The sequence below is a fragment of the Rhizobium leguminosarum genome, assembly GCF_010668065.1.
In the GTDB taxonomy this organism is placed as follows: domain Bacteria; phylum Pseudomonadota; class Alphaproteobacteria; order Rhizobiales; family Rhizobiaceae; genus Rhizobium; species Rhizobium leguminosarum_S.
The window spans coordinates 1-25,026 of record NZ_WUEN01000023.1 but is presented as its reverse complement, the minus strand read 5'-3'; the positions used below and the strand labels follow the sequence as shown (position 1 = coordinate 25,026).

Genomic DNA, 25,026 nt, shown 5'->3' with positions numbered 1-25,026 from the left:
CTTCCTTTAGGCCTTAACTTCTGCCGCCTTCTGGCGGGCAATGGTTTTCACGCGGGCGATGTCCTTGCGGACTTCGTTGATGCGCGAGGACTTTTCGAGCTGGCCGGTCGCCTTCTGGAAGCGCAGGTTGAACTGCTCCTTCTTCAGCTTGGCAAGCTCGTCCTTGAGTTGGTCGGCGGTGAACCCGCGAACGTCTGAGGCTTTCATGAGCTCATTCCTTACTCTGCAATGCGCTGAACGAAGCGCGTCTTGACCGAGAGCTTGGCAGAGCCGAGGCGAAGCGCCTCACGGGCGATTTCTTCGCTGACACCGTCGATCTCGAACATCATACGGCCGGGCTTGACCTTGCATGCCCAGTATTCAACGGAGCCCTTACCCTTACCCATACGGACTTCGGTCGGCTTTTTGGTTACCGGAACGTCCGGGAACACGCGGATCCATACACGGCCGGCGCGCTTCATATAACGCGTGATCGCGCGGCGGGCCGCTTCGATCTCGCGCGCGTTGACGCGGTTGGGTTCCTGTGCCTTCAGGCCGAATTCGCCGAATGCCAGGTCAGAACCGCCCTTGGCGACGCCCTTGATGCGGCCCTTGAACTGCTTGCGGTACTTGGTACGCTTTGGCTGCAACATTTTCTTATTCTCCGAACTTCTCTGCCACGCGCGCTATCAAGCGTTGTCGCGGCGACGGTCTCTGTCGCGGTCACGATCACGGCTTGCCGGACCCTGGGCGTCACCTTCCATCGCGCGGCGCTCGGAAGCCATCGGATCATGCTCAAGGATTTCGCCCTTGAAGATCCAGACCTTGATGCCGCAGATGCCGAACGCGGTTTCTGCTTCAGCCGTGCCGTAGTCGATGTCGGCGCGCAGCGTGTGCAACGGCACACGACCTTCGCGGTACCATTCCGTACGGGCGATTTCAGCGCCGCCGAGACGGCCAGCGCAAGTGATCTTGATGCCTTCGGCGCCAAGACGCATCGCGGACTGAACGGCGCGCTTCATGGCGCGACGGAAAGCCACGCGACGCTCGAGCTGCTGGGCGATCGACTGAGCGACCAGCGTCGCATCGACTTCGGGCTTGCGCACTTCAACGATGTTGAGGTGCGTTTCCGAATTGGTCATCTCCGACAGCTTCTTGCGGAGCTTGTCGATGTCAGCGCCCTTGCGGCCGATGATCAGGCCCGGACGTGCCGAGTGGATCGTGACGCGGCACTTCTTGTGCGGACGCTCGATGACCACCTTGGAGATTCCGGCCTGCTTCAGTTCGCTCATGACGAACTTGCGCATCTTCAGGTCTTCGTGCAGCAGCTGGCCGTACTCGGCATTGTCCGCAAACCAGCGGCTATCCCAGGTACGGTTGATGCCGAGGCGGAAACCGATTGGATTGATTTTCTGACCCATTATGCGGCCTCCTCTGCTGCCTGCACTTCACGAACGACGATCGTCAGGTGCGCGAAGGGCTTTTCGATGCGCGACGCGCGACCGCGGCCACGAGCGTGAAAACGCTTCATGACGATCGACTTGCCGACATAGGCCTCGGCGACAACCAGCGAGTCGACGTCGAGATCGTGGTTGTTCTCGGCGTTGGCGATCGCAGATTCGAGCGTCTTCTTGACGGCGCCTGCGATGCGCTTGCGGGAGAACTCCAGCTCAGCGAGTGCGCGCTCGACCTTCTTGCCGCGGATAGCCGCAGCAACCAGGTTGAGCTTCTGGGGGCTGACGCGGAGCGTGCGGGCGACTGCTTGCGCCTCGTTGTCCTTCAGCCGGCGTTCGGCTTTTGCCTTGCCCATTGTTACTTCCTCTTCGCCTTCTTGTCCGCGCCGTGACCGTAGTAGGTGCGGGTCGGAGAGAATTCACCGAATTTGTGGCCGACCATGTCTTCATTGACGCTGACCGGGATATGCTTGCTGCCGTTGTAGACGCCGAAGGTAAGACCGACGAACTGCGGCAGGATCGTGGAGCGACGGCTCCAGATCTTGATCACTTCACTACGACCGCCTTCACGAACCTTCTCAGCCTTCTTGAGAAGATAGCCGTCAACGAACGGACCTTTCCATACTGAACGAGCCATTGGAGACTTCCTCTCTTACTTCTTACGCTGATGACGCGAGCGCATGATCATCTTGTCGGTCGACTTGTTCGACCGGGTGCGCTTGCCCTTGGTCGGCTTGCCCCACGGCGTCACCGGATGGCGACCACCGGAGGTGCGGCCTTCACCACCGCCGTGCGGATGGTCGACCGGGTTCATGACGACGCCGCGGTTATGCGGACGCTTGCCGCGCCAAACGGTACGACCGGCCTTGCCGTCGTTGATGTTGGCGTGATCAGGGTTGGAGACGGCGCCGATCGAAGCAAGGCAGGAGCCATGAACGAGACGCTGTTCACCGGAGTTCAGGCGAAGGATCGCCATGCCCTGGTCGCGGCCGACGAGCTGTGCGTAGCCACCGGCGGAGCGAGCGATCTGACCACCCTTGCCCGGCTTCATTTCCACATTGTGGATGATGGAGCCGACCGGGATGTACTGCAGCGGCATGGTGTTGCCGGGCTTGACGTCGACAGCCTTCTCGGAAGCGATGACCTTGTCACCGGCAGCGAGGCGCTGAGGAGCGAGGATATAAGCCTTCTCGCCGTCAGCATAGTTCACCAGCGCGATGAAAGCCGTGCGGTTCGGATCGTATTCGATACGCTCGACCGTGCCTTCGACGTCGAACTTGCGACGCTTGAAGTCAATCAGACGATAGGTGCGCTTGTGACCGCCGCCGATGAAGCGGGCGGTGATGCGGCCGAGGTTGTTACGACCGCCGCTCTTGGTCAGACCTTCCGTCAGCGCCTTGACCGGCTTGCCCTTGTAGAGGGCCGAACGGTCGACGATGACCAGCTGGCGCTGGCTCGGGGTGATCGGATTGAAAGTTTTCAATGCCATTTTCTTATACCTCAGAGACCGGTGGAGACGTCGATCGTCTGGCCTTCAGCCAGCGTCACAACAGCCTTCTTCACGTCCTTCTGCTTGCCGACGAAACCGCGGAACCGCTTGGTCTTGCCTTTGCGCAGCAGAGTGTTGACAGCCGTGACCTTGACGCCGAACAGCGCCTCGACCGCAGCCTTGATTTCCGGCTTGGTCGCCTGCTTGGCGACATTGAAAACAACCTGGTTGTTTTCGGATACCAGCGTGGACTTTTCGGTGATCGCCGGAGAGACGATCACATCGTAGTGGCGAAGATCGGTCACTTGAATCGCTCCTCTAGCGCTTCAACCGCAGCCTTGGAAAGCACGAGCTTGCCGCGGCGCACGATGTCGTAAACGTTGATGCCCTGGATCGGCAGAACATCGATGTTCGGGATGTTCTGAGCTGCGAGCTTGAAGTTGCCGTCAAGCTCTGCGCCGCCGATGAAGAGGGCGTTGGTCAGGCCGAGCGTCTCGAAAACGGACGCGAGCGACTTAGTCTTGGCTTCAGCGGCAACCAGGTTGTCGATGACGATGACGTCATCGGCCTTGATCTTGGCCGAAAGGGCGTGGCGAAGGCCGAGTGCACGAACCTTCTTCGGAAGATCGTGCTCGTGGCTGCGGACAACCGGGCCGTGAGCCTTGCCGCCGCCGCGGAACTGCGGAGCGCGAGCCGAATGGTGGCGGGCGCGGCCCGTACCCTTCTGCTTGTACATCTTGGCGCCGGTGCGCGAAACTTCCGCGCGGCCCTTAGCCTTGTGCGTGCCCTGCTGCTTCTTGGCAAGCTGCCAGCGGATGACGCGGGCAAGAATGTCTTCACGGGGCTCGAGGCCGAAAATCGCGTCCGAAAGGGAAACCTTCCCGGCGTCTTTTCCCTCGAGGGTCTTGACGTTGAATTCCATTGATCTGGCTCCCTTACTTCGCGGCCGACTTGACGGCGTCGCGCACGATGATCCAAGCACCCTTGGAACCAGGAACAGCACCCTTGATCAGGATCAGACCACGATCTTCGTCGGTCGAAACCACTTCCAGGTTCTGCGTCGTGACGCGCGTCTGGCCCATGTGACCAGCCATCTTCTTGTTCTTGAAAACCTTGCCCGGATCCTGGCGCGAGCCAGTCGAACCGTGCGAGCGGTGCGACACCGACACACCGTGCGTGGCGCGCAAACCGCCGAAGCCGTGACGCTTCATGGCGCCGGCAAAACCCTTGCCGATCGTCGTACCCGTCACGTCGACCAGCTGGCCAGCTGCGAAGTGGCCCGCCTTGATCTCCGTGCCGATCTCCAGCAGGTTGTCTTCCGAAACGCGGAATTCAGTGACCTTGGCCTTCGGCTCGACGTTGGCAATGGCAAAGTTGCCGCGCATCGCCTTCGACGTGTTCTTTACCTTCGCCTGGCCGGCACCGAGCTGAACTGCGGTATAGCCATTCTTTTCGACAGTGCGCGTGGCAACGACCTGGACGGCCTCCATACGCAGTACCGTTACCGGGACATGCTCGCCGGCGTCGTTATAGACGCGGGTCATTCCCACCTTCTGTGCAATCACACCTGAACGCATCGGTTCAATCCTTCTCACTCAGCCCGAAGACCCGAGGTCTCAGAGCTTGATCTCAACATCGACACCGGCGGCGAGATCGAGCTTCATCAGCGCGTCTACCGTCTGCGGGGTCGGGTCAACGATATCGAGAAGGCGCTTATGCGTGCGCATCTCGAACTGTTCGCGGCTCTTCTTGTCGATGTGCGGGGACCGGTTGACCGTAAACTTCTCGATGCGGGTCGGAAGCGGAACGGGGCCCCGGACGCTTGCACCGGTGCGCTTAGCCGTCGATACGATCTCACGCGTGGAGGCGTCGAGAATCCGGTGATCGAACGCCTTCAGGCGGATGCGGATATTCTGGCCGTTCATTCGACTTTATCCTTGTGTCTGTTATCCGCGTGTCACCACTTAGGGACACGACTTACCTTCAGTTACGTTAGCGGGCCACCGGTTTCAAAGATCGAGAGGGACACCGAGATCGGCGTCCCTGTCCTTTCCTTGGGCCAGGTGGCCCAGCCGCTAATTACTCGACGATCGACGCGACGATGCCGGCGCCGACGGTGCGGCCGCCTTCGCGGATCGCGAAGCGCAGCTTTTCTTCCATCGCGATCGGAACGATCAGCTCGACCGATACCGTGACGTTGTCGCCAGGCATGACCATCTCGGTGCCCTCAGGCAGCGTCACAATGCCCGTCACGTCGGTCGTGCGGAAGTAGAACTGCGGACGGTAGTTGGTGAAGAACGGCGTATGACGGCCACCCTCTTCCTTCGTCAGGATGTAGGCTTCAGCCATGAACTTCTTGTGCGGCTTGACCGAACCCGGCTTGCACAGAATCTGGCCACGTTCAACGCCATCACGGGTAACGCCGCGGATCAGCGCGCCGATGTTGTCGCCAGCCTGGCCCTGATCGAGCAGCTTGCGGAACATTTCAACGCCGGTCACCGTCGTCTTCGTCGTCGGGCGGATGCCGACGATCTCGACTTCTTCGCCAACCTTGACAATGCCACGCTCGACGCGGCCGGTCACAACCGTACCGCGGCCAGAGATCGAGAACACGTCTTCGATCGGCAGCAGGAACGGCAGGTTGATCGGACGCTCAGGCGTCGGGATGTAGGCGTCGACAGCGGCCATCAGTTCACGGATCGAATCTTCGCCGATCTTCTTGTCCGAATCTTCGAGAGCAGCAAGTGCTGAACCCTTGACGATCGGGATATCGTCGCCCGGGAAGTCGTAGGACGACAGCAGTTCGCGAACTTCGAGCTCGACCAGTTCGAGAAGCTCGGCGTCGTCAACCTGGTCGACCTTGTTCAGGAACACCACGATTGCCGGAACGCCGACCTGGCGGGCCAGCAGGATGTGTTCGCGCGTCTGCGGCATCGGGCCGTCAGCGGCCGAGCACACCAGGATCGCGCCGTCCATCTGGGCAGCACCGGTGATCATGTTCTTGACGTAGTCGGCGTGGCCGGGGCAGTCGACGTGGGCGTAGTGGCGGGCCGGCGTCTCGTATTCAACGTGGGCCGTCGAAATCGTGATGCCACGCGCCTTTTCTTCCGGAGCCGCGTCGATCTGGTCGTACGCCTTGTACTCACCGAAGTACTTCGTGATCGCTGCCGTCAGAGACGTCTTACCGTGGTCAACGTGGCCAATCGTGCCAATGTTGACGTGCGGCTTGTTGCGCTCAAACTTACTCTTTCCCATTTTCGGGTCTCCGTTTTGCTAGTCCCCGAAGGGATCTAATTCTTGTTATCGGTCAATTGGTATTCCGGTCACTTCTGACCGGAATACTTTGCCTGGATTTCAGTTGCGACGTTCGACGGGACCGGCGAATAGTGATCGAAGGTCATCGTGTACTGGGCGCGGCCCTGGGACATGGAGCGCAGGTTGTCGACGTACTTGAACATGTTCGCGAGCGGGACGTTCGCGTTGATGACGACGGCGATACCACGGCTTTCCTGGCCCTGGATCTGACCGCGACGGGAGTTCAGGTCGCCGATAACGTCGCCGACGTAATCTTCCGGGGTGACGACTTCGACCTTCATCATCGGCTCGAGCAGCTGAGCGCCGGCCTTCCTGGCTGCTTCACGGAAGCAGGCACGCGATGCGATTTCGAAGGCGAGAACCGAGGAGTCGACGTCGTGGAAGGCGCCGTCGATGAGGGTCGCCTTGACGCCGAGCATCGGGAAGCCCGCGAGCGGACCCGAAGACAGAACGCTTTCGATGCCCTTCTGGACGCCGGGGATGTATTCCTTCGGAACGGAACCGCCGACGATCTTCGATTCGAACTTGAATTCGTCGCCATCCGGGTTCGGTTCGAAGACGATCTTGACGCGCGCGAACTGGCCGGTACCGCCGGACTGCTTCTTGTGCGTGTAGTCTTCTTCGTGCGTCCGGGTGATGGTTTCGCGGTAGGCAACCTGCGGCGCGCCGACGGTTGCTTCGACCTTGAACTCACGACGCATGCGGTCGACGATGATGTCGAGATGCAGTTCGCCCATGCCGGCGATGATGGTCTGACCTGATTCCTGGTCGGTCTTGACGCGGAAGGACGGATCTTCAGCAGCTAGGCGGTTGAGCGCGAGGCCCATCTTTTCCTGGTCGCCCTTGGTCTTCGGCTCGATGGCGATCTGGATGACCGGCTCCGGGAATTCCATGCGCTCGAGGATAACCGGCTTCAGCGGATCGCAGAGCGTGTCGCCCGTCGTGGTTTCCTTGAGGCCGGCGAGAGCGACGATGTCGCCTGCGAAGGCTTCTTCGATGTCTTCCCGCGAGTTGGAGTGCATCTGCAGCATACGGCCGACGCGCTCGCGCTTGTCCTTGACCGTGTTGATGACCGACGTGCCCTTTTCGAGCTTGCCGGAGTAGATGCGGGCGAAGGTCAGCGAACCGACGAAGGGGTCGTTCATGATCTTGAAGGCGAGCATGGAAAGCGGCTCGCTGTCATCGGCATGACGCTCGATTTCGGCTTCCGTCTTGAAATCGATGCCCTTGATCGCCGGGATGTCCATCGGCGACGGCAGGTAGTCGACAACGGCGTCGAGCAGCGGCTGCACGCCCTTGTTCTTGAAGGCCGTGCCGCAGAACATCGGGTGGAACTTGACGTCGATCGTGCCGCGGCGAACCAGCGCACGGATCTGATCGTTGTCGGGCAGAATGCCTTCGAGGTAAGCTTCGGTGGCGGCTTCGTCGATATCGACGACCGTCTCGATCAGCTTTTCGCGATATTCTTCAGCCTTGGCCTTCATGTCCTCGGGGATCTCGACGACATCCCACTGGGCGCCGAGCGACTCGTCGCGCCAGATGAGTGCGTTCATCTCGACCAGGTCGATGACGCCCTTGAATTCGGTCTCAGCACCGATCGGCAGCTGCATGACGACGGCCGTTGCACCGAGACGGGTCTTGATCATCTCGACGGAGCGGTAGAAGTCCGCGCCGGTCTTGTCCATCTTGTTGCAGAAGATCATCCGCGGGACATTGTACTTCTCGGCCTGGCGCCAGACGGTTTCCGTCTGCGGCTCAACACCGGCGTTGGCGTCGAGCAGCGCGATGGCGCCGTCGAGAACGCGCAGCGAACGCTCAACTTCGATGGTGAAGTCAACGTGGCCGGGAGTGTCGATGATGTTGAAGCGGCGCGTCTTGCCGTCACGGCCCTTCCAGTAGGTCGTGGTGGCAGCAGAGGTGATCGTGATGCCACGCTCCTGCTCCTGCTCCATCCAGTCCATGGTGGCTGCGCCGTCGTGGACTTCGCCGATCTTGTGCGACTTGCCGGTGTAATAAAGAATACGCTCGGTGGTCGTGGTCTTGCCGGCGTCGATATGCGCCATGATACCGAAATTACGGTAGTCTTCGATCTTATATTCGCGAGCCATTGTGGACTGCCTTTCGATACCGTTCGGAATTACCAGCGATAGTGCGAGAACGCGCGGTTGGCGTCAGCCATCTTGTGCGTGTCTTCGCGCTTCTTGACGGCGGAGCCGCGGTTGTTGGACGCATCGAGCAGTTCGCCGGAAAGGCGGTCAACCATAGTCGTTTCATTGCGCTTGCGGGCAGCAGCGATCAGCCAGCGAATAGCAAGAGCCTGGCGGCGCTCCGGACGAACATCGACGGGGACCTGGTAGGTCGCACCACCGACACGACGCGAGCGAACTTCAACGTGCGGGGCAATGTTCTCAAGCGCAGAATGGAAAACCGTGAGCGGCTCCTGCTTGGACTTGCCGTGGACGACGTCGAACGCACCGTAGACGATGTTTTCAGCAACGGACTTCTTGCCGTCGAGCATGATGGCATTCATGAACTTGGTGACGACGAGATCGCCGAACTTCGGGTCCGGATTGATCTCGCGCTTTTCTGCTTTATGACGTCTGGACATAGTTTTGTCTCTTCAACCGTTAAGGCGCTTCATGACGCGGAGGACCTCGCGCAGCGCCGGATTATTCAAAAAACCGAATTACTTCGGACGCTTCGCGCCGTACTTGGAGCGGCGCTGCTTGCGGTTCTTGACACCCTGGGTATCGAGAACGCCGCGGATGATGTGATAACGGACACCCGGAAGGTCCTTAACGCGGCCGCCACGGATCATGACGACGGAGTGTTCCTGAAGGTTGTGACCTTCGCCGGGGATGTAACCAATGACTTCGAAGCCGTTGGTCAGGCGGATCTTTGCGACCTTACGCAGAGCCGAGTTCGGCTTCTTCGGCGTCGTCGTGTAGACGCGCGTGCAAACGCCGCGCTTCTGCGGGTTCTCCTGGAGTGCGGGAACCTTGTTACGCTTTACGTTCGCCTGGCGAGGCTTGCGGATCAGCTGGTTTACGGTAGGCATTCAACCATCCCTTACGTTTTATCTCAGTACCCTTACGGGCTTGAACTCGCGCCGTCTCCGGCAGTGACGCGCGCTTTCCGTCAATGCGCAAAATATGGCCCGATCCGCTTCCGCAGATGGACCACAAGGAGCAGAGGACACATAAAATATGCGTCGTGCGTGCAGCATCATGACTTCAACGTGCGTTTAGAACCTTGTTTGAGGTGAACTTCAGGGCGAGTCGCCCCGAACAGCCAAGCCTCACATGGGATCTGATGGCCGGGGTACTACTGGTTTCCACCCGTCTCGTCAAGGCCGGTTAAGAAATAAACTCGCCGTATCGCCTTGATATGGCGGCCGAACGCCCTGTTTCATCCTTCTAGACGAATTCACGGCCGTGCCCCAAGATAAAAACTTGGGCATTGCAGCAAAAGCGGTTAAGGAATCAGCAATTGCGGCGTTCGGCCCTCACAGCAGGATTCGAGCGACCGAATCGTCAAAGAGCCGAAGGACAGGCGATGATTACGACACCTGATAACGACAATAATTTCGACGGCCCGATGATCTTCATCATCATCGGCAAGGGCTACGAGTCCGACGCCAGCGAAGGCATCGACCTGCACATCATGCTCAAGGCGCCTGACGACGACACTGCCGTACGCGAGGCCTTGAACGCCCTTGCCGAGGAAGGCTTCATCGAAGCAGATCTCGACCAGATCGGCATGCTGACCGAGGTCCCGGCCGAAGAGCCGCACGCATCTGCATACCAGGGCGCCGTCGAAGGCGAAGTCGCGATCATCCGGTTCAACTGAAGGGAGCCGCCGCTCACGCTGCCGGTCGCCAAAGGCAGCATAAGCGGAAAGCAGCGCCCTCCCTCCCCCGCCAGACCGATCAGAGCAGACTAAAACGAAAAACCGCCCGGATCGCTCCGGGCGGTTTTTCAATTCATCGACTTCAGCCGCGGATTATTCCGCAGCCGGAGCCTTTTCGGCCATGTCCTGCAGCATCGGCGTGGCGACGGCAGCACCCGTGCCCTTGCGGCGCTCTTCGAGGATCATCTCGTCGCGCGACGTGGCGATGCGGCGGATCTGGGTCATGGTGCCGCCGGTACCGGCCGGGATAAGGCGGCCGACGATGACGTTTTCCTTCAGACCCTGCAGGCCGTCGGTCTTGCCGGCGATCGCAGCTTCCGTCAGCACCTTGGTCGTTTCCTGGAAGGAAGCGGCCGAGATGAAGGACGGGGTCTGCAGCGATGCCTTGGTGATGCCGAGAAGAACCGGATCGCCGTAGGCTGGCTTCTTGCCCTGCTCGATCAGGTGATCGTTGACGTCTTCGAGCTCGATCCGGTCGACATTGTCGCCGACGATATAGGTCGAGTCGCCTGCATCGGTGATTTCGACCTTCTGCAGCATCTGACGGACAATCACCTCGATGTGCTTGTCGTTGATGACGACGCCCTGCAGGCGGTAGACTTCCTGGATCTCGTTGACGAGGTAGGAGGCCAGAGCCTCCACGCCCTTGATCGCCAGGATATCGTGCGGAGCCGGGTTACCGTCGAGGATGTAGTCACCCTTTTCGATATAGTCACCTTCCTGAAGGTGGAAGGGCTTGCCCTTCGGGATCAGGTATTCGACAGGCTCGACACCGTCTTCCGCCGGCTCGATGATGACGCGACGCTTGTTCTTGTAGTCGCGGCCGAGACGGATCGTACCATCGATCTCTGCGATGATGGCGTGGTCCTTCGGACGGCGGGCTTCGAACAACTCGGCAACACGCGGCAGACCGCCGGTGATGTCCTTGGTCTTGGCGCTTTCGAGCGGCGAACGAGCGAGAACGTCACCCTGGGAGACCTTCGTGCCCGGCTCGACCGACAGGATTGCATCGACCGAGAGGAAGAAGCGGGCGTCACCACCACGAGACAGCTTCGCGATATTGCCGCTGGCATCCTTGATGACGATCGCCGGCTTGAGGTCCGAGCCGCGCGGGGTCGAACGCCAGTCGATGACCTGACGCTTGGTGATGCCGGTCGATTCGTCGGTCGCTTCCAGAACGGAGAGACCGTCGACCAGATCTTCAAACTGAACGGTACCGGCCACTTCCGTCATCATCGGACGGGTGTAGGGGTCCCACTCTGCCAGGCGCTGGCCGCGCTTGACCTTGTCGCCTTCGTCGACATGCAGCTTCGAACCGTAGGCCACGCGCTGCGACGACCGCTCGACACCACGTTCGTCCAGGATCTGGACGGTCATGTTACGGCCCATGGCAACGAGGTTGCCATCGGAGTTGCGCAGGATGTTGCGGTTCTTGATCTGCACCGTACCTTCGTACGAGGCTTCGAGGAACGACTGGTCGACCACGGTTGCCGTACCGCCAAGGTGGAAGGTACGCATGGTGAGCTGGGTGCCCGGTTCGCCGATCGACTGAGCAGCGATGACGCCGACGGCTTCGCCCATATTGACCGGCGTACCGCGCGCGAGGTCGCGGCCGTAGCAGACCGAGCAGACGCCCGTCTGGATTTCGCAGGTCAGTGCCGAGCGGATGCGGATCGACTGGATGCCGGCCTTCTCGATTTCGACGACGTCGGGCTCGAGGATCATCCTGCCGGCATCGACGATGCGCTCACCCGTGACCGGATGATCGATGTCGTCGAGCGCCGTGCGGCCGAGGATACGGGCGCCGATCGAGGCAACCACCTGGCCGGCATCGACGATGGCGGTCATGGTGAGGCCCGTCTGCGTTCCGCAATCGACATGCGTGACGATGCAATCCTGCGCGACGTCGACGAGACGGCGGGTCAGGTAGCCGGAGTTGGCGGTCTTCAGGGCGGTGTCTGCCAGACCCTTACGGGCGCCGTGGGTCGAGTTGAAGTACTCGTTGACCGTCAGGCCTTCCTTGAAGTTCGAGATGATCGGGGTCTCGATGATTTCGCCCGACGGCTTGGCCATGAGGCCACGCATGCCGCCCAGCTGGCGCATCTGGTTCGGAGAACCTCGGGCACCGGAGTGGCTCATCATGTAGATCGAGTTCATCGGCTTCTGGCGACCGGTCTTCTCGTCGAATTCGACCGCCTTGATGCGGGCCATCATCTCTTCGGCGACCTTTTCGGTCGCCTTGCCCCAGGCGTCGACAACCTTGTTGTACTTTTCGCCCTGGGTGATGAGGCCGTCATTATACTGCTGCTCGTATTCCTTCACCAGGTTTTCGGTGTCGGCAACGATCTTGGCCTTGGCATCCGGAATGACCATGTCGTCCTTGCCGAACGAAATGCCGGCGCGGCAGGCGTGGGCGAAGCCGAGCTGCATGATGCGGTCGCAGAAAATGACCGTGTCCTTCTGGCCGCAATGGCGATAGACCGTGTCGATCATCTTCGAGATGTTCTTCTTGGTCATTTCCTGGTTGCAGATATCGAAGGGCACCTTGCCGTTCTTCGGCAGCAGTTCGCCGATGAGCAGACGGCCAGGCGTCGTCTCATAGATCTTCGAGTAAGGCTTGCCATCCTCGTCGACCGACTTGAAGCGGCCGCGGATCTTGGTGTGCAGCGTCACGACCTTGCTTTCGAGGGCGTGATGCAGCTCGCCGAGATCGGAGAAGGCCATGCCTTCGCCCGGCTCGTTCTGGTTGAGGATCGACAGATAGTAGAGGCCGAGAACCATGTCCTGCGAGGGAACGATGATCGGCGCGCCGTTGGCCGGATGCAGGATGTTGTTGGTCGACATCATCAGCACGCGGGCTTCGAGCTGGGCTTCGAGCGACAGCGGCACGTGAACGGCCATCTGGTCGCCGTCGAAATCGGCGTTGAAGGCAGTGCAGACGAGCGGATGCAGCTGGATCGCCTTGCCTTCGACCAGGATAGGTTCGAAGGCCTGGATGCCCAGGCGGTGCAGCGTCGGTGCGCGATTCAAGAGAACCGGATGCTCGCGGATAACCTCGTCGAGGATATCCCAGACTTCCGGCTTTTCCTTCTCGACCAGCTTCTTGGCCTGCTTGACGGTCGAGGAGTAACCCTTGGCGTCGAGGCGGGCATAGATGAACGGCTTGAAGAGCTCGAGCGCCATCTTCTTCGGCAGGCCGCACTGATGCAGCTTCAGTTCCGGACCGGTGACGATGACCGAACGGCCGGAATAGTCGACGCGCTTGCCGAGCAGGTTCTGGCGGAAGCGGCCCTGCTTGCCCTTCAGCATGTCGGAGAGCGACTTCAGCGGACGCTTGTTGGCACCGGTGATGACGCGGCCGCGACGGCCGTTGTCGAACAGCGCGTCAACGGATTCCTGCAGCATGCGCTTTTCGTTGCGGATGATGATGCCAGGCGCACGAAGCTCGATCAGGCGCTTCAGACGGTTGTTACGGTTGATGACGCGGCGGTAGAGATCGTTCAGATCCGACGTCGCGAAACGGCCGCCGTCGAGCGGAACCAGCGGACGCAGATCCGGCGGGATGACCGGAACGACCTTCATGATCATCCATTCCGGACGGTTGCCCGACTCCATGAAGTTCTCGACGATCTTCAGGCGCTTCATCAGCTTCTTCTGCTTGAGATCCGACGTGGTGTCGGCAAGCTCGGCGCGCAGGTCGCCAGCGATCTTTTCGAGGTTCATCGAGGCCAGCATCTCGTAGATCGCCTCGGCGCCGATCATCGCGGTGAACTGGTCTTCGCCGTATTCGTCGACGGCAAGCATGTACTCTTCTTCCGAGAGGAGCTGGTGCTCCTTCAGGGCGGTCAGGCCCGGCTCGGTGACAATGTAGTTTTCGAAGTAGAGAACGCGCTCGACATCCTTCAGCGTCATGTCGAGCAGCGTCGAAATGCGTGATGGCAGCGACTTCAGGAACCAGATGTGGGCAACGGGAGCGGCGAGCTCGATATGGCCCATGCGCTCACGGCGAACGCGCGACAGCGTGACTTCGACGCCACACTTTTCGCAGATGATGCCCTTGTACTTCATGCGCTTGTACTTGCCGCACAGGCATTCGTAGTCCTTGATCGGCCCGAAGATGCGCGCGCAGAACAGACCGTCGCGTTCCGGCTTGAACGTACGATAGTTGATGGTTTCCGGCTTCTTGATCTCACCGTAAGACCAGGAGAGGATCTTCTCCGGAGACGCGATCGAAATCCGAATAGAATCGAAATTCTGTGCAGGCACCTGCGGATTGAAAAGATTCATGACCTCTTGGTTCATGCCTGTCTCCTTCATGGGCTAAAGCGCCCTCAAAATGCGATGGTCGGCGGCAAATTCCCGGGAGCCGCCTCCCTCGCTTAAACGAGAATAACCGCTGGATGCGGCGAAACTTCCCTTCCGGGCCGACACGGATACGGCGCCCGGTGGGACCGGCGTGCGCCGCATTGGCAGCGCACGCCCTATCAAGTGCTTACTCGGCCGCGTCGGGCAGCTGAGCTGCCTGCGCCTCGTCAAGCTTGGTGTTCTCGAGCTCGACGCTGAGGCCCAGTGAGCGCATTTCCTTGACGAGAACGTTGAAGCTTTCCGGAATACCGGCTTCGAACGTGTCGTCTCCTCGGACGATGGCTTCGTAGACCTTGGTGCGGCCGGCGACGTCGTCCGACTTCACCGTCAGCATTTCCTGCAGCGTGTAGGCCGCGCCGTATGCTTCGAGCGCCCAGACTTCCATTTCGCCGAAGCGCTGGCCGCCGAACTGCGCCTTGCCGCCCAGCGGCTGCTGGGTCACGAGCGAGTAAGGACCGATCGAACGAGCATGAATCTTGTCGTCGACCAGATGGTTGAGCTTCAGCATGTAGATGTAGCCCACGGTCACCTGGCGGTCGAACTGCTCACCGGTACGGCCGTCATAGAGCGTCGACTGACCGCTATCCTTGAGGCCTGCCAGACGCAGCATGTCGTTGACGTCGGCTTCGTTCGCGCCGTCGAAAACAGGCGTCGCAATCGAAACGCCGCGCTTCCACTGGTCGGCGAGACGCAGAACCGAGTCGTCGTCGAACTCATGGACCTGTTCGGCCTTCGGGCCGTCTCCGACGACATCGCCGATGGTCTTGCGCAGCGGCTCAATGTTGCCATTGGCCTTGTATGCGTCGATCAGTTCGCCGATCTGGCGACCCATGCCGGCGCAAGCCCAACCCAGATGGGTTTCCAGGATCTGACCGACGTTCATGCGCGAAGGCACGCCGAGCGGGTTCAGAACGACGTCGACATGCGTGCCGTCTTCGAGGAACGGCATGTCCTCCACCGGCACAATGCGCGAGACGACGCCCTTGTTCCCGTGACGGCCGGCCATCTTGTCGCCCGGCTGGATCTTGCGCTTTACCGCGACGAAGACCTTGACCATCTTCATGACGCCAGGAGGCATTTCATCGCCGCGCTGGACTTTTTCGACCTTGTCCATGAAGCGCTGTTCGAGGCGCGACTTGGATTCGTCGTACTGACCGCGGAGCGCTTCGAGCTCGCTCTGGACCTTTTCGTCTTCGACCGCGAACATCCACCACTGCGAGCGGGGATATTCGGAGACGACGGCGTTCGAAAGCTCGGCTCCCTTCTTAAAGCCCTTCGGGCCGGCAATGGAGGCCTGGCCGCGCAGCATCTCGATCAGACGGCCGTAGACGTTACGGTCGAGGATCGCCTGCTCGTCGTCACGGTCCTTTGCCAGACGCTCGATTTCTTCGCGCTCGATGGCCATCGCGCGCTCGTCTTTTTCAACGCCGTGGCGGTTGAAGACGCGGACTTCGACGATCGTGCCGTAGGTGCCGGGCGGCATGCGCATGGATGTGTCGCGCACGTCGGAGGCCTTTTCGCCAAAGATGGCGCGCAGAAGCTTTTCTTCCGGCGTCATCGGGCTTTCACCCTTCGGCGTGATCTTACCGACGAGGATATCGCCCGGCTGAACTTCGGCGCCGATATAGACGATGCCGGCTTCGTCGAGGTTCTTCAGCGCTTCTTCCGAAACGTTCGGAATATCGCGGGTGATTTCCTCAGGACCAAGCTTGGTGTCGCGCGCCATCACTTCGAATTCTTCGATGTGGATGGAGGTGAACACGTCGTCGGCAACGATACGCTCGGAGAGCAGGATCGAGTCTTCGTAGTTGTAGCCGTTCCAAGGCATGAACGCGACGAGCGCGTTGCGGCCGAGCGCCAGGTCGCCGAGATCGGTCGACGGGCCGTCGGCGAGAATGTCGCCACGGTTGACCTCGTCGCCGACGGTGACCAGCGGGCGCTGGTTGACGCAGGTGTTCTGGTTCGAACGCTGGAACTTCTGCAGGCGGTAGATATCGACGCCGGACTTGCCGGCTTCGAGGTCTTCCGTGGCGCGGATAACGATACGCGTCGCGTCGACCTGGTCGACCACGCCGCCGCGGCGAGCGCCGATGGCAGCACCAGAGTCTCGGGCAACCACCGGCTCCATGCCGGTACCGACGAACGGAGCTTCGGCACGCAGCAGCGGCACTGCCTGACGCTGCATGTTCGAGCCCATGAGCGCGCGGTTGGCGTCGTCGTTTTCCAGGAACGGGATAAGCGCGGCTGCGACCGAAACGACCTGCTTCGGCGAGACGTCCATCAGGTTCATGCTGTCGCGCGGGGCGAGCATAACTTCGCCGGCATGACGGCAGACGACGAATTCGTCGACGAAGGAACCGTCAGCGTTCATCTCGGCGTTGGCCTGGGCGACGTAGTACTTCGCCTCTTCCATGGCGGAGAGGTAGAGCACGTCGCTCGTCACCTTGCCGTCGACGATGCGGCGGTACGGGCTTTCGATGAAGCCGTACTTGTTGACGCGGGCAAAGGTCGCAAGCGAGTTGATGAGACCGATGTTCGGGCCTTCCGGCGTTTCGATCGGGCAGATGCGGCCATAGTGGGTCGGATGCACGTCGCGGACTTCGAAGCCGGCACGCTCACGGGTCAGACCGCCCGGGCCAAGAGCCGAAAGACGGCGCTTGTGGGTGATTTCCGAGAGCGGGTTGACCTGGTCCATGAACTGCGAGAGCTGCGAGGAACCGAAGAATTCGCGCACGGCAGCAGCTGCCGGCTTGGCATTGATCAGGTCCTGCGGCATCACCGTGTCGATCTCGATCGAGGACATGCGTTCCTTGATCGCGCGCTCCATGCGCAGCAGGCCGAGACGGTACTGGTTTTCCATCAGCTCGCCGACCGAACGGACGCGGCGGTTGCCGAGGTTGTCGATGTCGTCGATCTCGCCCTTGCCGTCGCGCAGTTCGACCAGCATCCTGACCACGGCCAGAATGTCGTCCTTGCGCAGGATGCGGACGGTGTCTTCGACGGTCAGGTCGAGGCGCATGTTCATCTTGACGCGGCCGACGGCGGAGAGGTCGTAACGCTCCGCATCGAAGAACAGCGAGTTGAACATGGCTTCGGCCGATTCCATGGTCGGCGGCTCACCCGGACGCATGACGCGGTAGATGTCGAACAGAGCGTCCTGACGGTTCTCGTTCTTGTCGGCTGTCAGCGTGTTGCGGATATAGGCGCCGACATTGATGTGGTCGATGCCGAGAACCGGGATCTCGTCGAAGCCGTTCGCCAGGATGATGCCAAGCGTCTTCTCGTCGATTTCGTCGCCGGCTTCGAGGTAGATCTCACCCGTCGAGTAGTTGACGATGTCGCCGGCAAGGTAGTTGCCGTAAAGATCGTCGTCGGCGGCCTTGAGGGCCTTCAGGCCCTTGTCGGACAGCGTGCGCAGCAGGCGCGGGGTCAGCTTCTTGCCGGCTTCCACGACGACTTCGCCGGTATCGGCGTCGACCATCTCGGTGATCGCCTTGGCACCCTTCAGCGTTTCCGGCATGAAGGGAATGCGCCAGCCTTCGCCGTCGCGCTTGTAGAGCGACTTCGTGTAGAAGGTGTCGAGGATTTCCTCGCCGTCCATGCCGAGCGCCATCAGCAGCGACGTGACAGGGATCTTGCGGCGGCGATCGATACGAGCGTAGACGATGTCCTTGGCGTCGAATTCGATATCGAGCCAGGAACCGCGATAAGGGATGACGCGCGCAGCAAAGAGCAGCTTGCCGGAAGAATGGCTCTTGCCCTTGTCGTGGTCGAAGAAGACGCCCGGCGAACGGTGCATCTGGGAGACGATGACGCGCTCGGTGCCGTTGACGATGAACGTGCCGTTGTTGGTCATGAGCGGCATGTCGCCCATGTAAACGGACTGTTCCTTGATGTCCTTGATCGACTTCGCGCCGGTATCCTCGTCGATATCGAACACGATGAGGCGCAGCGTCACCTTCAGCGGCGCTGCATAGGTCAGGTCGCGCTGACGGCATTCGTCAACGTCGAACTTCGGCGGTTCGAACTCGTAGGACACGAATTCCAGCATGGATGCGCCAGAGAAGTCGGTGATCGGGAAAACCGACTTGAATACGGCCTGAAGACCCTCGTCGGGTCGGCCGCCCTTCGGCTCTTCTACCATCAGAAACTGGTCGTAGGACGCCTTCTGAACCTCGATGAGGTTCGGCATTTCTGCGACTTCGGGGATCTTACCAAAAAACTTGCGTACGCGCCTACGACCGTTGAACGAAAGGGTCTGAGCCATCGTCGCTCCTTCAAAATCTTGCACCCGGGCCTGCAACGGACGGGAACCGATGGCCAGTCGATCCCGTCAATCAATGAGTAGTTCAATCTCGTCCGACCCCAGAAAACGCTCAGCTCGGATTGCTGTGCTGCCCTCGGTGCGAGACCATCCTTTTGAAGAACCCATTACCCAAAAGCCGTTTCGACGCGGCTTTTGGGTAATTCGTTCAGAAAAACGGCAAATGGGAGGCAGTAGAGATACTGCCTCCCAAAAGCAGTTCAAGATTACTTGACGTCGGCCTTGGCGCCAGCGTCTTCAAGCTTCTTCTTGATGTCAGCGGCTTCAGCCTTGTTGACGCCTTCCTTGACAGCCTTCGGAGCGGCTTCAACGAGATCCTTGGCTTCCTTGAGGCCGAGACCAGTGATGGCGCGGACTTCCTTGATGACGTTGATCTTGTTGGCGCCGACATCCGTGAGGATGACGTCGAACTCGGTCTTTTCTTCTTCAACGACAGCAGCAGCAGCACCGCCGGCAGCGGCAGCAACAGCTACCGGAGCAGCAGCGGAAACGCCCCACTTTTCTTCGAGAAGCTTCGACAGTTCTGCAGCTTCCAGAACGGTCAGCGAGGAGAGGTCGTCAACGATCTTTGCGAGATCAGCCATTTTACTAGTTCCTTTTGTTCGGTTCGAACCGGTTGATTATAAACAGCGAAAAACCGCCTTACGCGGCTTCGTCCTTCTTGGCGTAGGCCGCAAACACGCGGGCAAGCTGGCTTGCCGGTGCTGCAACAACCCCAGCGATGCGGGTAGCCGGTGTCTGGATCATGCCCAGCAGCTTCGCACGCAGCTCATCGAGCGAAGGCAGGGTCGCAAGCGACTTGACTGCATCGGCGTTGAGCGTGGTTGTTCCCATGGCGCCGCCCAGAACAATGATCTTGTCATTGGTCTTGGCGAAATCCATGACGACCTTCGGAGCGGTGATCGGATCGGTGCTGTATGCAATCAGCGTCTGACCCTTGAAGAGATTGGACATCCCTTCCGCTTCCGTACCCTGAAGGGCAATCTTGGCCAGGCGGTTCTTCGCGACTTTGACGGTACCGCCAGCTGCGCGCATCTTCGAACGAAAATCGTTCATCTGCGCGACTGTGGCACCAGCATAGTGGGCCACGACAACTGAGCCCGAAGCCTTGAAGACTTCGTTCAGTTCCGTGACGAATTCGCGTTTTTCCGCTCTTTCCACTGCCTATCTCCAGTTGGCGGGACCGAAAATGGGCCCGCCGGTTGCCTTTTGCCTCCTGGGATCATGCGAGATCCCAAGCGACGCTTGAGGATCCTGTCCCCCCGCGCTCTCGCGCCAATCAAGGCTAAAGAGGCACAAGGCATCCAAGGCTCGAACCGAGTTCCTAGAAGCGAACTTCTTGCAATTCGGGTCTTACCCGTCTCATGCAGGCACAGTGATTAAGGGAAAACCACCTGCAATCTCGGACAGGATTCCGGATTTCTCCGGAATATTCCGGCCCCTTGCGAGGCCGGAAATTCAGTCGCCGGACTTAAAGCCCGGCCATAAACTTACGCAGCCGGAGCACCGGTGACCGAGCCGGGCTCGATCTTGACGCCCGGACCCATGGTCGAGGAAATCGCCACGCGCTTGACGTAGTTGCCCTTGGCGCCAGCCGGCTTCGCCTTGATGACGGCGTCAGCAAAGGCGCGGATGTTTTCTTCCAGAGCCTTGGCGTCGAACGAGGCCTTGCCGATACCGGCATGGACGATGCCAGCCTTCTCGACGCGGAACTCGACAGCGCCGCCCTTGGAAGCCTTGACGGCTCCAGCGACATCCATGGTGACGGTGCCGACCTTCGGGTTCGGCATCATGCCGCGCGGACCGAGAACCTTACCGAGGCGGCCGACGAGCGGCATCATGTCAGGGGTGGCGATGCAGCGATCGAATTCGATCTTGCCGCCCTGGACGATTTCGACGAGGTCTTCGGCGCCGACGATATCGGCACCGGCAGCCTTGGCTTCGTCAGCCTTGGCGCCACGAGCGAAGACGGCGACGCGAACCGTGCGGCCCGTGCCGTTCGGCAGGTTGACGACGCCACGAACCATCTGGTCCGCATGGCGCGGGTCGACGCCGAGGTTCATCGAGACTTCGATGGTTTCGTCGAACTTGGCGACAGCCCGTTCCTTGACCATGCCGATGGCCAGGGTCAGAGCGTAGAGCTTGGTGGGATCAACACCTTCGTTGATCTTCTGCGTGCGCTTACCAGCCATGATCTTAACCCACCACTTCCAGGCCCATGGCGCGGGCAGAGCCCTCGATCATCGCCATTGCACCTTCGATATCCGCTGCGTTCAGATCCTTCATCTTGGCTTCTGCGATCGACTTGATCTGAGCCTTGGTGAGGGAGCCGGCCTTGGCGCCCTTGCCGGGCGTCTTGGAACCGGACGTGATCTTCGCTTCCTTCTTCAGCCAGTAGCTGACCGGCGGCTGCTTCATCGCGAAGGTGAAGGACTTGTCCTGGTAATAGGTGATGACGACCGGAATCGGCATGCCCTTTTCCATTTCCTGCGTGGCGGCATTGAACGCCTTGCAGAATTCCATGATGTTAATGCCACGCTGACCAAGCGCCGGACCAATCGGCGGGGACGGGTTTGCCGATCCTGCCTTGACCTGAAGCTTGAGCTGGCCTGCAACTTTCTTAGCCATATCTCTCTGCCTTTCATGAACGGCCGGTCGCCCGGCCCGTGATGCCGGATTTCTCCGGCGGCTGCGGTTGCGTGGTGCGGATCCTTAGGGTCCGGCTAAGACCCCTCACCTTCCACGCGGGTGCTGACAAGGCCCGCAGGAAACAGGCCGCAAGGGCCAGCTTCCAGTTTCTGAAATCAGACCTTCTCGACCTGAGCGTATTCGAGCTCGACCGGCGTTGCGCGGCCGAAGATCGACACTTCCACCTTCAGGCGCGAACGTTCTTCGTCCACATCCTGAACCGTGCCGTTGAACGACGCGAACGGGCCGTCGGAAACGCGGACCTGCTCGCCGATCTCGAAGGTAATGGAGGCCTTCGGCCGCTCGACACCTTCCTGGACCTGACCGAGAATGCGCTCGGCTTCATAATCCGGAATCGGAACGGGCTTATTGTCGGAGCCGAGGAAACCTGTGACCTTCGGCGTATTCTTGATCAGGTGGTAGGCTTCGTCCGTCAGATTGGCACGAACCATGACATAGCCCGGGAAAAACTTGCGCTCGGAATCGACCTTACGGCCGCGACGCACTTCCACCACCTTTTCAGTCGGCACAAGGATCTTCTCGAACAGGTGCTCAAGCCCCTTCTGGCGAGCCTTGTTCTCGATGTCTTCAGCCACCTTCTTTTCAAAATTTGAATATGCGTGGACGATGTACCAACGTGCCGCCATTTTCATTTCCACCCGTATCAGTTGCCGGTATTCAGCACGAAGCTCAGAGCCCAGCCGATCAGCTGGTCAGCGGCAAAGAAAAACAGCGCGGCGAAAACCACCATCACCAGCACCATGACCGTCGAGATCATGGTCTCGCGGCGCGACGGCCATGTAACTTTGGACGTCTCGGAGCGAACCTGCTGCAGAAACGCAAACGGATTGGATTTGGATGCCATCGACTGCCCACGCAATTACGGCGCGTAAAGCTGAAACTATCAGCCCCACGCACCGCGTGTCTGTTGAACCCTAAATAAACACCGATTTCCGAATACACAAGGGGGAAACCGAAGTTTAACGAAATTACTTACCACCAATCAATCCCCGACCGGAAATGCCGCGAGCATGTCCGCGCTGTCCCGCATCAAGGAAAATGGCAGGGGCAGTAGGGCTCGAACCTACGACCTGCGGTTTTGGAGACCGCCGCTCTACCAACTGAGCTATACCCCTTCATACCGATCATTCAGCGCCAGGGCCAAGGCCCGCAAATCGCTGCTGAAAAGCATGGCGCTCCCTTTAAGACGACGGCACGGGATTGGCAAGCACGATTTTCGATTTTCAAAGCCATTCTCCTGATATGCGAGCGATCGGCCTTTCAATCGCGGAACCACGGTCCGTTCAGACCTTCACATATTTCCGCCAATCGTGTTCTTCCTTAAAACCCAGCACCTCGCGGATCTTGCGATTGGAGAGCAGGCCCTCATATTCGCCGATCTCGCGGGTGAAGGGCACATTCGGAAAGAATCGCTTCGCAAGCTCTTTCGATGGCGTATTGGCAGAGACGGTGTCGTTGGCGGCGTTGAAGACCTGGTAGCCGAGACCGTCCTTCTCGATGCAGAGATGGCAGATCTGCCCGAGGTCGCGGGCGTCGATATAGCTCCAGGCGATACGCTTGCGCATCTCGGGATTGGCGAAATAGGTCGGAAACTTCTCGTACTCGTCAGGCTCGATGACGTTGCCGATGCGCAGCGCATAGATATCGAAGCCCGAACGTTCGGCAAAGGCGCGCGCCGTCTTTTCGTTGACCACCTTGGAAAGGCCGTAGGAATCCATCGGATTGACGTCGTAGTCCTCCTCCAGCGGGAACTGGTGGAAATCGCGATGGCCTTCGGCAAAGCAGACGCCGTAAGTCGTCTCGCTCGATGCGACGATGATCTTGCGGATGCCGAGCTTCACCGCCGCCTCGATGACATTATAAGTGCCCATCGTGTTGATGCGGAAGGTTTCGTTATCGGGCTTGATCAGGATGCGCGGGATGGCGGCGAAGTGCACGACGGCGTCGAAGGGCTGTACGCCCCTGCCCGCGTCGAGATCGGGAAAATCGCGATGCATCGAAAGCGCGTTGAAGACCTGACCGCTATCGGTGATGTCGGCGATGAGATTGGTGACGCCCGGGCTATCCAGCGGCACGAGATCGAGGTTGTGAACCTCGTAGCCGGCATTGACGAGCCACGGCACCGCATGGCGACCTGCCTTGCCCGAACCGCCGGTGAATAGAATACGTCTCTTCATGGAATATCCTCCGCGTCATGAAATCGGAGGCATAGATAGACGCTTCCGCGCGAAGAGCAAGCGAGCGTCCTGCAAGGGTTCACCCCCGCGTCGCCAGGAGCATCCTATCCGGGAGCACCTGGCCGATCATTTCCGATCACCGCAGAACCCTGCGATGTTCGGCAAAGGTCGTCACTTGACGACACTTACCTCGCCAATCTGCACGACGGCAGACTGAACAACTTCTTGCGGAATTGCAGCGATGAAAAACATCGTGAAAACATACATCGCGAATATCGTCGCAGCGAATGTGGCCTTTGGAATCATCCGGGCTCTCCTCTTTGCAAGGAGGAGTCTGGACTACAATGGTCCAATCACAAACCGGTTTCTGAACGTGAGATGAACAAAATACTGTGACAGGCCAACTTAACGATATTTTTACAACACCTGTTAAACCTACAGGAAGCCATGAAAATGAAAAACCCCGCTGTTTCCAGCGGGGTCTTCATAATTGCGGATAACTCGAAAGTTACTCGACGATCGACGCGACGATGCCGGCGCCGACGGTGCGGCCGCCTTCGCGGATAGCGAAGCGCAGCTTTTCTTCCATCGCGATCGGAACGATCAGCTCGACCGATACCGTGACGTTGTCGCCCGGCATGACCATCTCTGTGCCTTCCGGCAGCGTCACGATACCCGTCACGTCGGTCGTGCGGAAGTAGAACTGCGGACGGTAGTTGGTGAAGAACGGCGTATGACGGCCACCCTCTTCCTTCGTCAGGATGTAGGCTTCTGCCATGAACTTCTTGTGCGGCTTGACCGAACCCGGCTTGCACAGAATCTGGCCACGCTCAACGCCGTCACGGGTGACGCCGCGGATCAGCGCGCCGATGTTGTCGCCGGCCTGGCCCTGATCGAGCAGCTTGCGGAACATTTCAACGCCGGTCACCGTCGTCTTCGTCGTCGGACGGATGCCGACGATCTCGACTTCTTCGCCAACCTTGACAATGCCACGCTCGACGCGGCCGGTCACAACCGTACCGCGGCCAGAGATCGAGAACACGTCTTCGATCGGCAGCAGGAACGGCAGGTTGATCGGACGCTCAGGCGTCGGGATGTAGGCGTCGACAGCGGCCATCAGTTCGCGGATCGAATCTTCGCCGATCTTCTTGTCCGAATCTTCGAGAGCAGCAAGCGCCGAACCCTTGACGATCGGGATATCGTCGCCCGGGAAGTCGTAGGACGACAGCAGTTCGCGAACTTCGAGCTCGACCAGTTCGAGAAGCTCGGCGTCGTCAACCTGGTCGACCTTGTTCAGGAACACCA

26 protein-coding genes and 1 tRNA gene are annotated in these 25,026 nt (G+C 59.8%); 1 reads left to right on the top strand and 26 read right to left on the bottom strand.

What is annotated here, in order from left to right; translation table 11 throughout:
- Window positions 1–6: 6 nt before the first annotated feature.
- The 14 genes from rpmC to rpsL all read right to left on the bottom strand — a co-directional run bounded on the left by rpmC (window position 7) and on the right by rpsL (window position 9,295).
- Entirely contained in the window at window positions 7–207 is a 201-nt protein-coding gene (rpmC, locus tag GR198_RS33660) for a 50S ribosomal protein L29 (protein ID WP_003547556.1), read from the bottom strand.
- An 11-nt stretch (window positions 208–218) separates the two neighbouring features.
- Window positions 219–632: a 50S ribosomal protein L16 gene (gene rplP / locus GR198_RS33655; protein ID WP_003547555.1), complete on the bottom strand. Its 414-nt coding sequence runs from the start codon at window positions 630–632 to the stop codon at window positions 219–221.
- A gap of 36 nt (window positions 633–668) precedes the next feature.
- Entirely contained in the window at window positions 669–1,400 is a 732-nt protein-coding gene (rpsC, locus tag GR198_RS33650) for a 30S ribosomal protein S3 (protein WP_003547554.1), read from the bottom strand.
- Window positions 1,400–1,789 (bottom strand): 50S ribosomal protein L22, encoded by a 390-nt coding sequence (gene rplV / locus GR198_RS33645; RefSeq protein ID WP_003547553.1) that lies wholly within the window; start codon window positions 1,787–1,789, stop codon window positions 1,400–1,402. Before rplV ends, rpsC begins: the two co-directional genes overlap by 1 nt.
- Window positions 1,790–1,791: 2 nt before the next feature.
- A complete protein-coding gene (gene rpsS, locus GR198_RS33640; RefSeq protein WP_003547552.1) occupies window positions 1,792–2,070 on the bottom strand; it encodes a 30S ribosomal protein S19 in 279 nt (92 codons plus the stop codon).
- A gap of 15 nt (window positions 2,071–2,085) precedes the next feature.
- Window positions 2,086–2,922 carry a 50S ribosomal protein L2 gene (gene rplB, locus GR198_RS33635; RefSeq protein ID WP_028741365.1) on the bottom strand — a complete coding sequence of 279 codons (837 nt, stop codon included), beginning with the start codon at window positions 2,920–2,922 and terminating at the stop codon, window positions 2,086–2,088.
- 11 nt (window positions 2,923–2,933) lie between these two features.
- Complete coding sequence (locus GR198_RS33630) at window positions 2,934–3,227, bottom strand: 50S ribosomal protein L23 (protein ID WP_003547550.1); 294 nt, start codon at window positions 3,225–3,227, stop codon at window positions 2,934–2,936.
- Window positions 3,224–3,844, bottom strand: coding sequence for a 50S ribosomal protein L4 (gene rplD, locus GR198_RS33625; protein WP_003547549.1), 621 nt, complete (start codon window positions 3,842–3,844; stop codon window positions 3,224–3,226). The genes GR198_RS33630 and rplD overlap by 4 nt, the downstream gene beginning before the upstream one ends.
- Window positions 3,845–3,857: 13 nt before the next feature.
- Window positions 3,858–4,499 (bottom strand): 50S ribosomal protein L3, encoded by a 642-nt coding sequence (gene rplC / locus GR198_RS33620; protein WP_003558542.1) that lies wholly within the window; start codon window positions 4,497–4,499, stop codon window positions 3,858–3,860.
- Between the two features lie 39 nt (window positions 4,500–4,538).
- Window positions 4,539–4,847 (bottom strand): 30S ribosomal protein S10, encoded by a 309-nt coding sequence (gene rpsJ / locus GR198_RS33615; RefSeq protein ID WP_003547547.1) that lies wholly within the window; start codon window positions 4,845–4,847, stop codon window positions 4,539–4,541.
- Between the two features lie 154 nt (window positions 4,848–5,001).
- A complete protein-coding gene (gene tuf, locus GR198_RS33610; protein WP_012757012.1) occupies window positions 5,002–6,177 on the bottom strand; it encodes an elongation factor Tu in 1,176 nt (391 codons plus the stop codon).
- Between the two features lie 68 nt (window positions 6,178–6,245).
- Window positions 6,246–8,345: an elongation factor G gene (gene fusA / locus GR198_RS33605; RefSeq protein WP_017993648.1), complete on the bottom strand. Its 2,100-nt coding sequence runs from the start codon at window positions 8,343–8,345 to the stop codon at window positions 6,246–6,248.
- Window positions 8,346–8,374: 29 nt separating this feature from the next.
- A complete protein-coding gene (gene rpsG, locus GR198_RS33600; protein WP_003547538.1) occupies window positions 8,375–8,845 on the bottom strand; it encodes a 30S ribosomal protein S7 in 471 nt (156 codons plus the stop codon).
- A 78-nt stretch (window positions 8,846–8,923) separates the two neighbouring features.
- Window positions 8,924–9,295 carry a 30S ribosomal protein S12 gene (gene rpsL, locus GR198_RS33595; RefSeq protein ID WP_003547537.1) on the bottom strand — a complete coding sequence of 124 codons (372 nt, stop codon included), beginning with the start codon at window positions 9,293–9,295 and terminating at the stop codon, window positions 8,924–8,926.
- A 497-nt stretch (window positions 9,296–9,792) separates the two neighbouring features.
- Between rpsL and GR198_RS33590 the strand changes: the two genes are divergently transcribed.
- A complete protein-coding gene (locus GR198_RS33590; RefSeq protein WP_003547528.1) occupies window positions 9,793–10,086 on the top strand; it encodes a hypothetical protein in 294 nt (97 codons plus the stop codon).
- Between the two features lie 153 nt (window positions 10,087–10,239).
- Here the strand turns inward: GR198_RS33590 and rpoC are convergent, their stop codons facing one another.
- The 12 genes from rpoC to GR198_RS33535 all read right to left on the bottom strand — a co-directional run.
- A complete protein-coding gene (rpoC, locus tag GR198_RS33585) occupies window positions 10,240–14,448 on the bottom strand; it encodes a DNA-directed RNA polymerase subunit beta' (RefSeq protein WP_026158635.1) in 4,209 nt (1,402 codons plus the stop codon).
- A gap of 190 nt (window positions 14,449–14,638) precedes the next feature.
- Window positions 14,639–18,778: a DNA-directed RNA polymerase subunit beta gene (gene rpoB / locus GR198_RS33580; protein WP_029875731.1), complete on the bottom strand. Its 4,140-nt coding sequence runs from the start codon at window positions 18,776–18,778 to the stop codon at window positions 14,639–14,641.
- Between the two features lie 263 nt (window positions 18,779–19,041).
- Window positions 19,042–19,419, bottom strand: coding sequence for a 50S ribosomal protein L7/L12 (gene rplL, locus GR198_RS33575; protein ID WP_020049535.1), 378 nt, complete (start codon window positions 19,417–19,419; stop codon window positions 19,042–19,044).
- Window positions 19,420–19,477: 58 nt separating this feature from the next.
- Window positions 19,478–19,996: a 50S ribosomal protein L10 gene (rplJ, locus tag GR198_RS33570; protein WP_003547522.1), complete on the bottom strand. Its 519-nt coding sequence runs from the start codon at window positions 19,994–19,996 to the stop codon at window positions 19,478–19,480.
- A gap of 329 nt (window positions 19,997–20,325) precedes the next feature.
- Window positions 20,326–21,027, bottom strand: coding sequence for a 50S ribosomal protein L1 (gene rplA, locus GR198_RS33565; protein WP_003547520.1), 702 nt, complete (start codon window positions 21,025–21,027; stop codon window positions 20,326–20,328).
- Window positions 21,028–21,031: 4 nt separating this feature from the next.
- A complete protein-coding gene (rplK, locus tag GR198_RS33560) occupies window positions 21,032–21,463 on the bottom strand; it encodes a 50S ribosomal protein L11 (RefSeq protein ID WP_003547518.1) in 432 nt (143 codons plus the stop codon).
- Between the two features lie 176 nt (window positions 21,464–21,639).
- Window positions 21,640–22,170 carry a transcription termination/antitermination protein NusG gene (gene nusG / locus GR198_RS33555; RefSeq protein ID WP_003547516.1) on the bottom strand — a complete coding sequence of 177 codons (531 nt, stop codon included), beginning with the start codon at window positions 22,168–22,170 and terminating at the stop codon, window positions 21,640–21,642.
- Window positions 22,171–22,187: 17 nt separating this feature from the next.
- Window positions 22,188–22,388, bottom strand: coding sequence for a preprotein translocase subunit SecE (gene secE, locus GR198_RS33550; RefSeq protein WP_003547514.1), 201 nt, complete (start codon window positions 22,386–22,388; stop codon window positions 22,188–22,190).
- A gap of 195 nt (window positions 22,389–22,583) precedes the next feature.
- A tRNA-Trp gene (locus GR198_RS33545) sits at window positions 22,584–22,659 on the bottom strand.
- A gap of 168 nt (window positions 22,660–22,827) precedes the next feature.
- Complete coding sequence (locus GR198_RS33540; RefSeq protein WP_017960033.1) at window positions 22,828–23,721, bottom strand: NAD-dependent epimerase/dehydratase family protein; 894 nt, start codon at window positions 23,719–23,721, stop codon at window positions 22,828–22,830.
- 171 nt (window positions 23,722–23,892) lie between these two features.
- Window positions 23,893–24,027 carry a hypothetical protein gene (locus tag GR198_RS36180; RefSeq protein ID WP_003547509.1) on the bottom strand — a complete coding sequence of 45 codons (135 nt, stop codon included), beginning with the start codon at window positions 24,025–24,027 and terminating at the stop codon, window positions 23,893–23,895.
- Between the two features lie 202 nt (window positions 24,028–24,229).
- The coding region (locus tag GR198_RS33535) for an elongation factor Tu (RefSeq protein WP_164070367.1) at window positions 24,230–25,026 on the bottom strand (797 nt) is incomplete at its 5' end.

What these genes read in the sequence shown, in the direction of transcription:
- rpsG (WP_003547538.1), bottom strand. Translation starts at nt 8,845, where the DNA reads ATGTCCAGACGTCATAAAGCAGAAAAGCGCGAGATCAATCCGGACCCG.
- rpsL (WP_003547537.1), bottom strand. Translation starts at nt 9,295, where the DNA reads ATGCCTACCGTAAACCAGCTGATCCGCAAGCCTCGCCAGGCGAACGTA.
- rplL (WP_020049535.1), bottom strand. Translation starts at nt 19,419, where the DNA reads ATGGCTGATCTCGCAAAGATCGTTGACGACCTCTCCTCGCTGACCGTT.
- fusA (WP_017993648.1), bottom strand. Translation starts at nt 8,345, where the DNA reads ATGGCTCGCGAATATAAGATCGAAGACTACCGTAATTTCGGTATCATG.
- rplP (WP_003547555.1), bottom strand. Translation starts at nt 632, where the DNA reads ATGTTGCAGCCAAAGCGTACCAAGTACCGCAAGCAGTTCAAGGGCCGC.
- rplC (WP_003558542.1), bottom strand. Translation starts at nt 4,499, where the DNA reads ATGCGTTCAGGTGTGATTGCACAGAAGGTGGGAATGACCCGCGTCTAT.
- secE (WP_003547514.1), bottom strand. Translation starts at nt 22,388, where the DNA reads ATGGCATCCAAATCCAATCCGTTTGCGTTTCTGCAGCAGGTTCGCTCC.
- rpoC (WP_026158635.1), bottom strand. Translation starts at nt 14,448, where the DNA reads ATGAACCAAGAGGTCATGAATCTTTTCAATCCGCAGGTGCCTGCACAG.
- rpoB (WP_029875731.1), bottom strand. Translation starts at nt 18,778, where the DNA reads ATGGCTCAGACCCTTTCGTTCAACGGTCGTAGGCGCGTACGCAAGTTT.
- rplB (WP_028741365.1), bottom strand. Translation starts at nt 2,922, where the DNA reads ATGGCATTGAAAACTTTCAATCCGATCACCCCGAGCCAGCGCCAGCTG.
- tuf (WP_012757012.1), bottom strand. Translation starts at nt 6,177, where the DNA reads ATGGGAAAGAGTAAGTTTGAGCGCAACAAGCCGCACGTCAACATTGGC.
- rplV (WP_003547553.1), bottom strand. Translation starts at nt 1,789, where the DNA reads ATGGGCAAGGCAAAAGCCGAACGCCGGCTGAAGGACAACGAGGCGCAA.
- rplA (WP_003547520.1), bottom strand. Translation starts at nt 21,027, where the DNA reads ATGGCTGGTAAGCGCACGCAGAAGATCAACGAAGGTGTTGATCCCACC.
- rpsJ (WP_003547547.1), bottom strand. Translation starts at nt 4,847, where the DNA reads ATGAACGGCCAGAATATCCGCATCCGCCTGAAGGCGTTCGATCACCGG.
- rplD (WP_003547549.1), bottom strand. Translation starts at nt 3,844, where the DNA reads ATGGAATTCAACGTCAAGACCCTCGAGGGAAAAGACGCCGGGAAGGTT.
- GR198_RS33590 (WP_003547528.1), top strand. Translation starts at nt 9,793, where the DNA reads ATGATTACGACACCTGATAACGACAATAATTTCGACGGCCCGATGATC.
- GR198_RS33540 (WP_017960033.1), bottom strand. Translation starts at nt 23,721, where the DNA reads ATGAAGAGACGTATTCTATTCACCGGCGGTTCGGGCAAGGCAGGTCGC.
- rplK (WP_003547518.1), bottom strand. Translation starts at nt 21,463, where the DNA reads ATGGCTAAGAAAGTTGCAGGCCAGCTCAAGCTTCAGGTCAAGGCAGGA.
- rpsC (WP_003547554.1), bottom strand. Translation starts at nt 1,400, where the DNA reads ATGGGTCAGAAAATCAATCCAATCGGTTTCCGCCTCGGCATCAACCGT.
- GR198_RS36180 (WP_003547509.1), bottom strand. Translation starts at nt 24,027, where the DNA reads ATGATTCCAAAGGCCACATTCGCTGCGACGATATTCGCGATGTATGTT.
- rpsS (WP_003547552.1), bottom strand. Translation starts at nt 2,070, where the DNA reads ATGGCTCGTTCAGTATGGAAAGGTCCGTTCGTTGACGGCTATCTTCTC.
- rpmC (WP_003547556.1), bottom strand. Translation starts at nt 207, where the DNA reads ATGAAAGCCTCAGACGTTCGCGGGTTCACCGCCGACCAACTCAAGGAC.
- nusG (WP_003547516.1), bottom strand. Translation starts at nt 22,170, where the DNA reads ATGGCGGCACGTTGGTACATCGTCCACGCATATTCAAATTTTGAAAAG.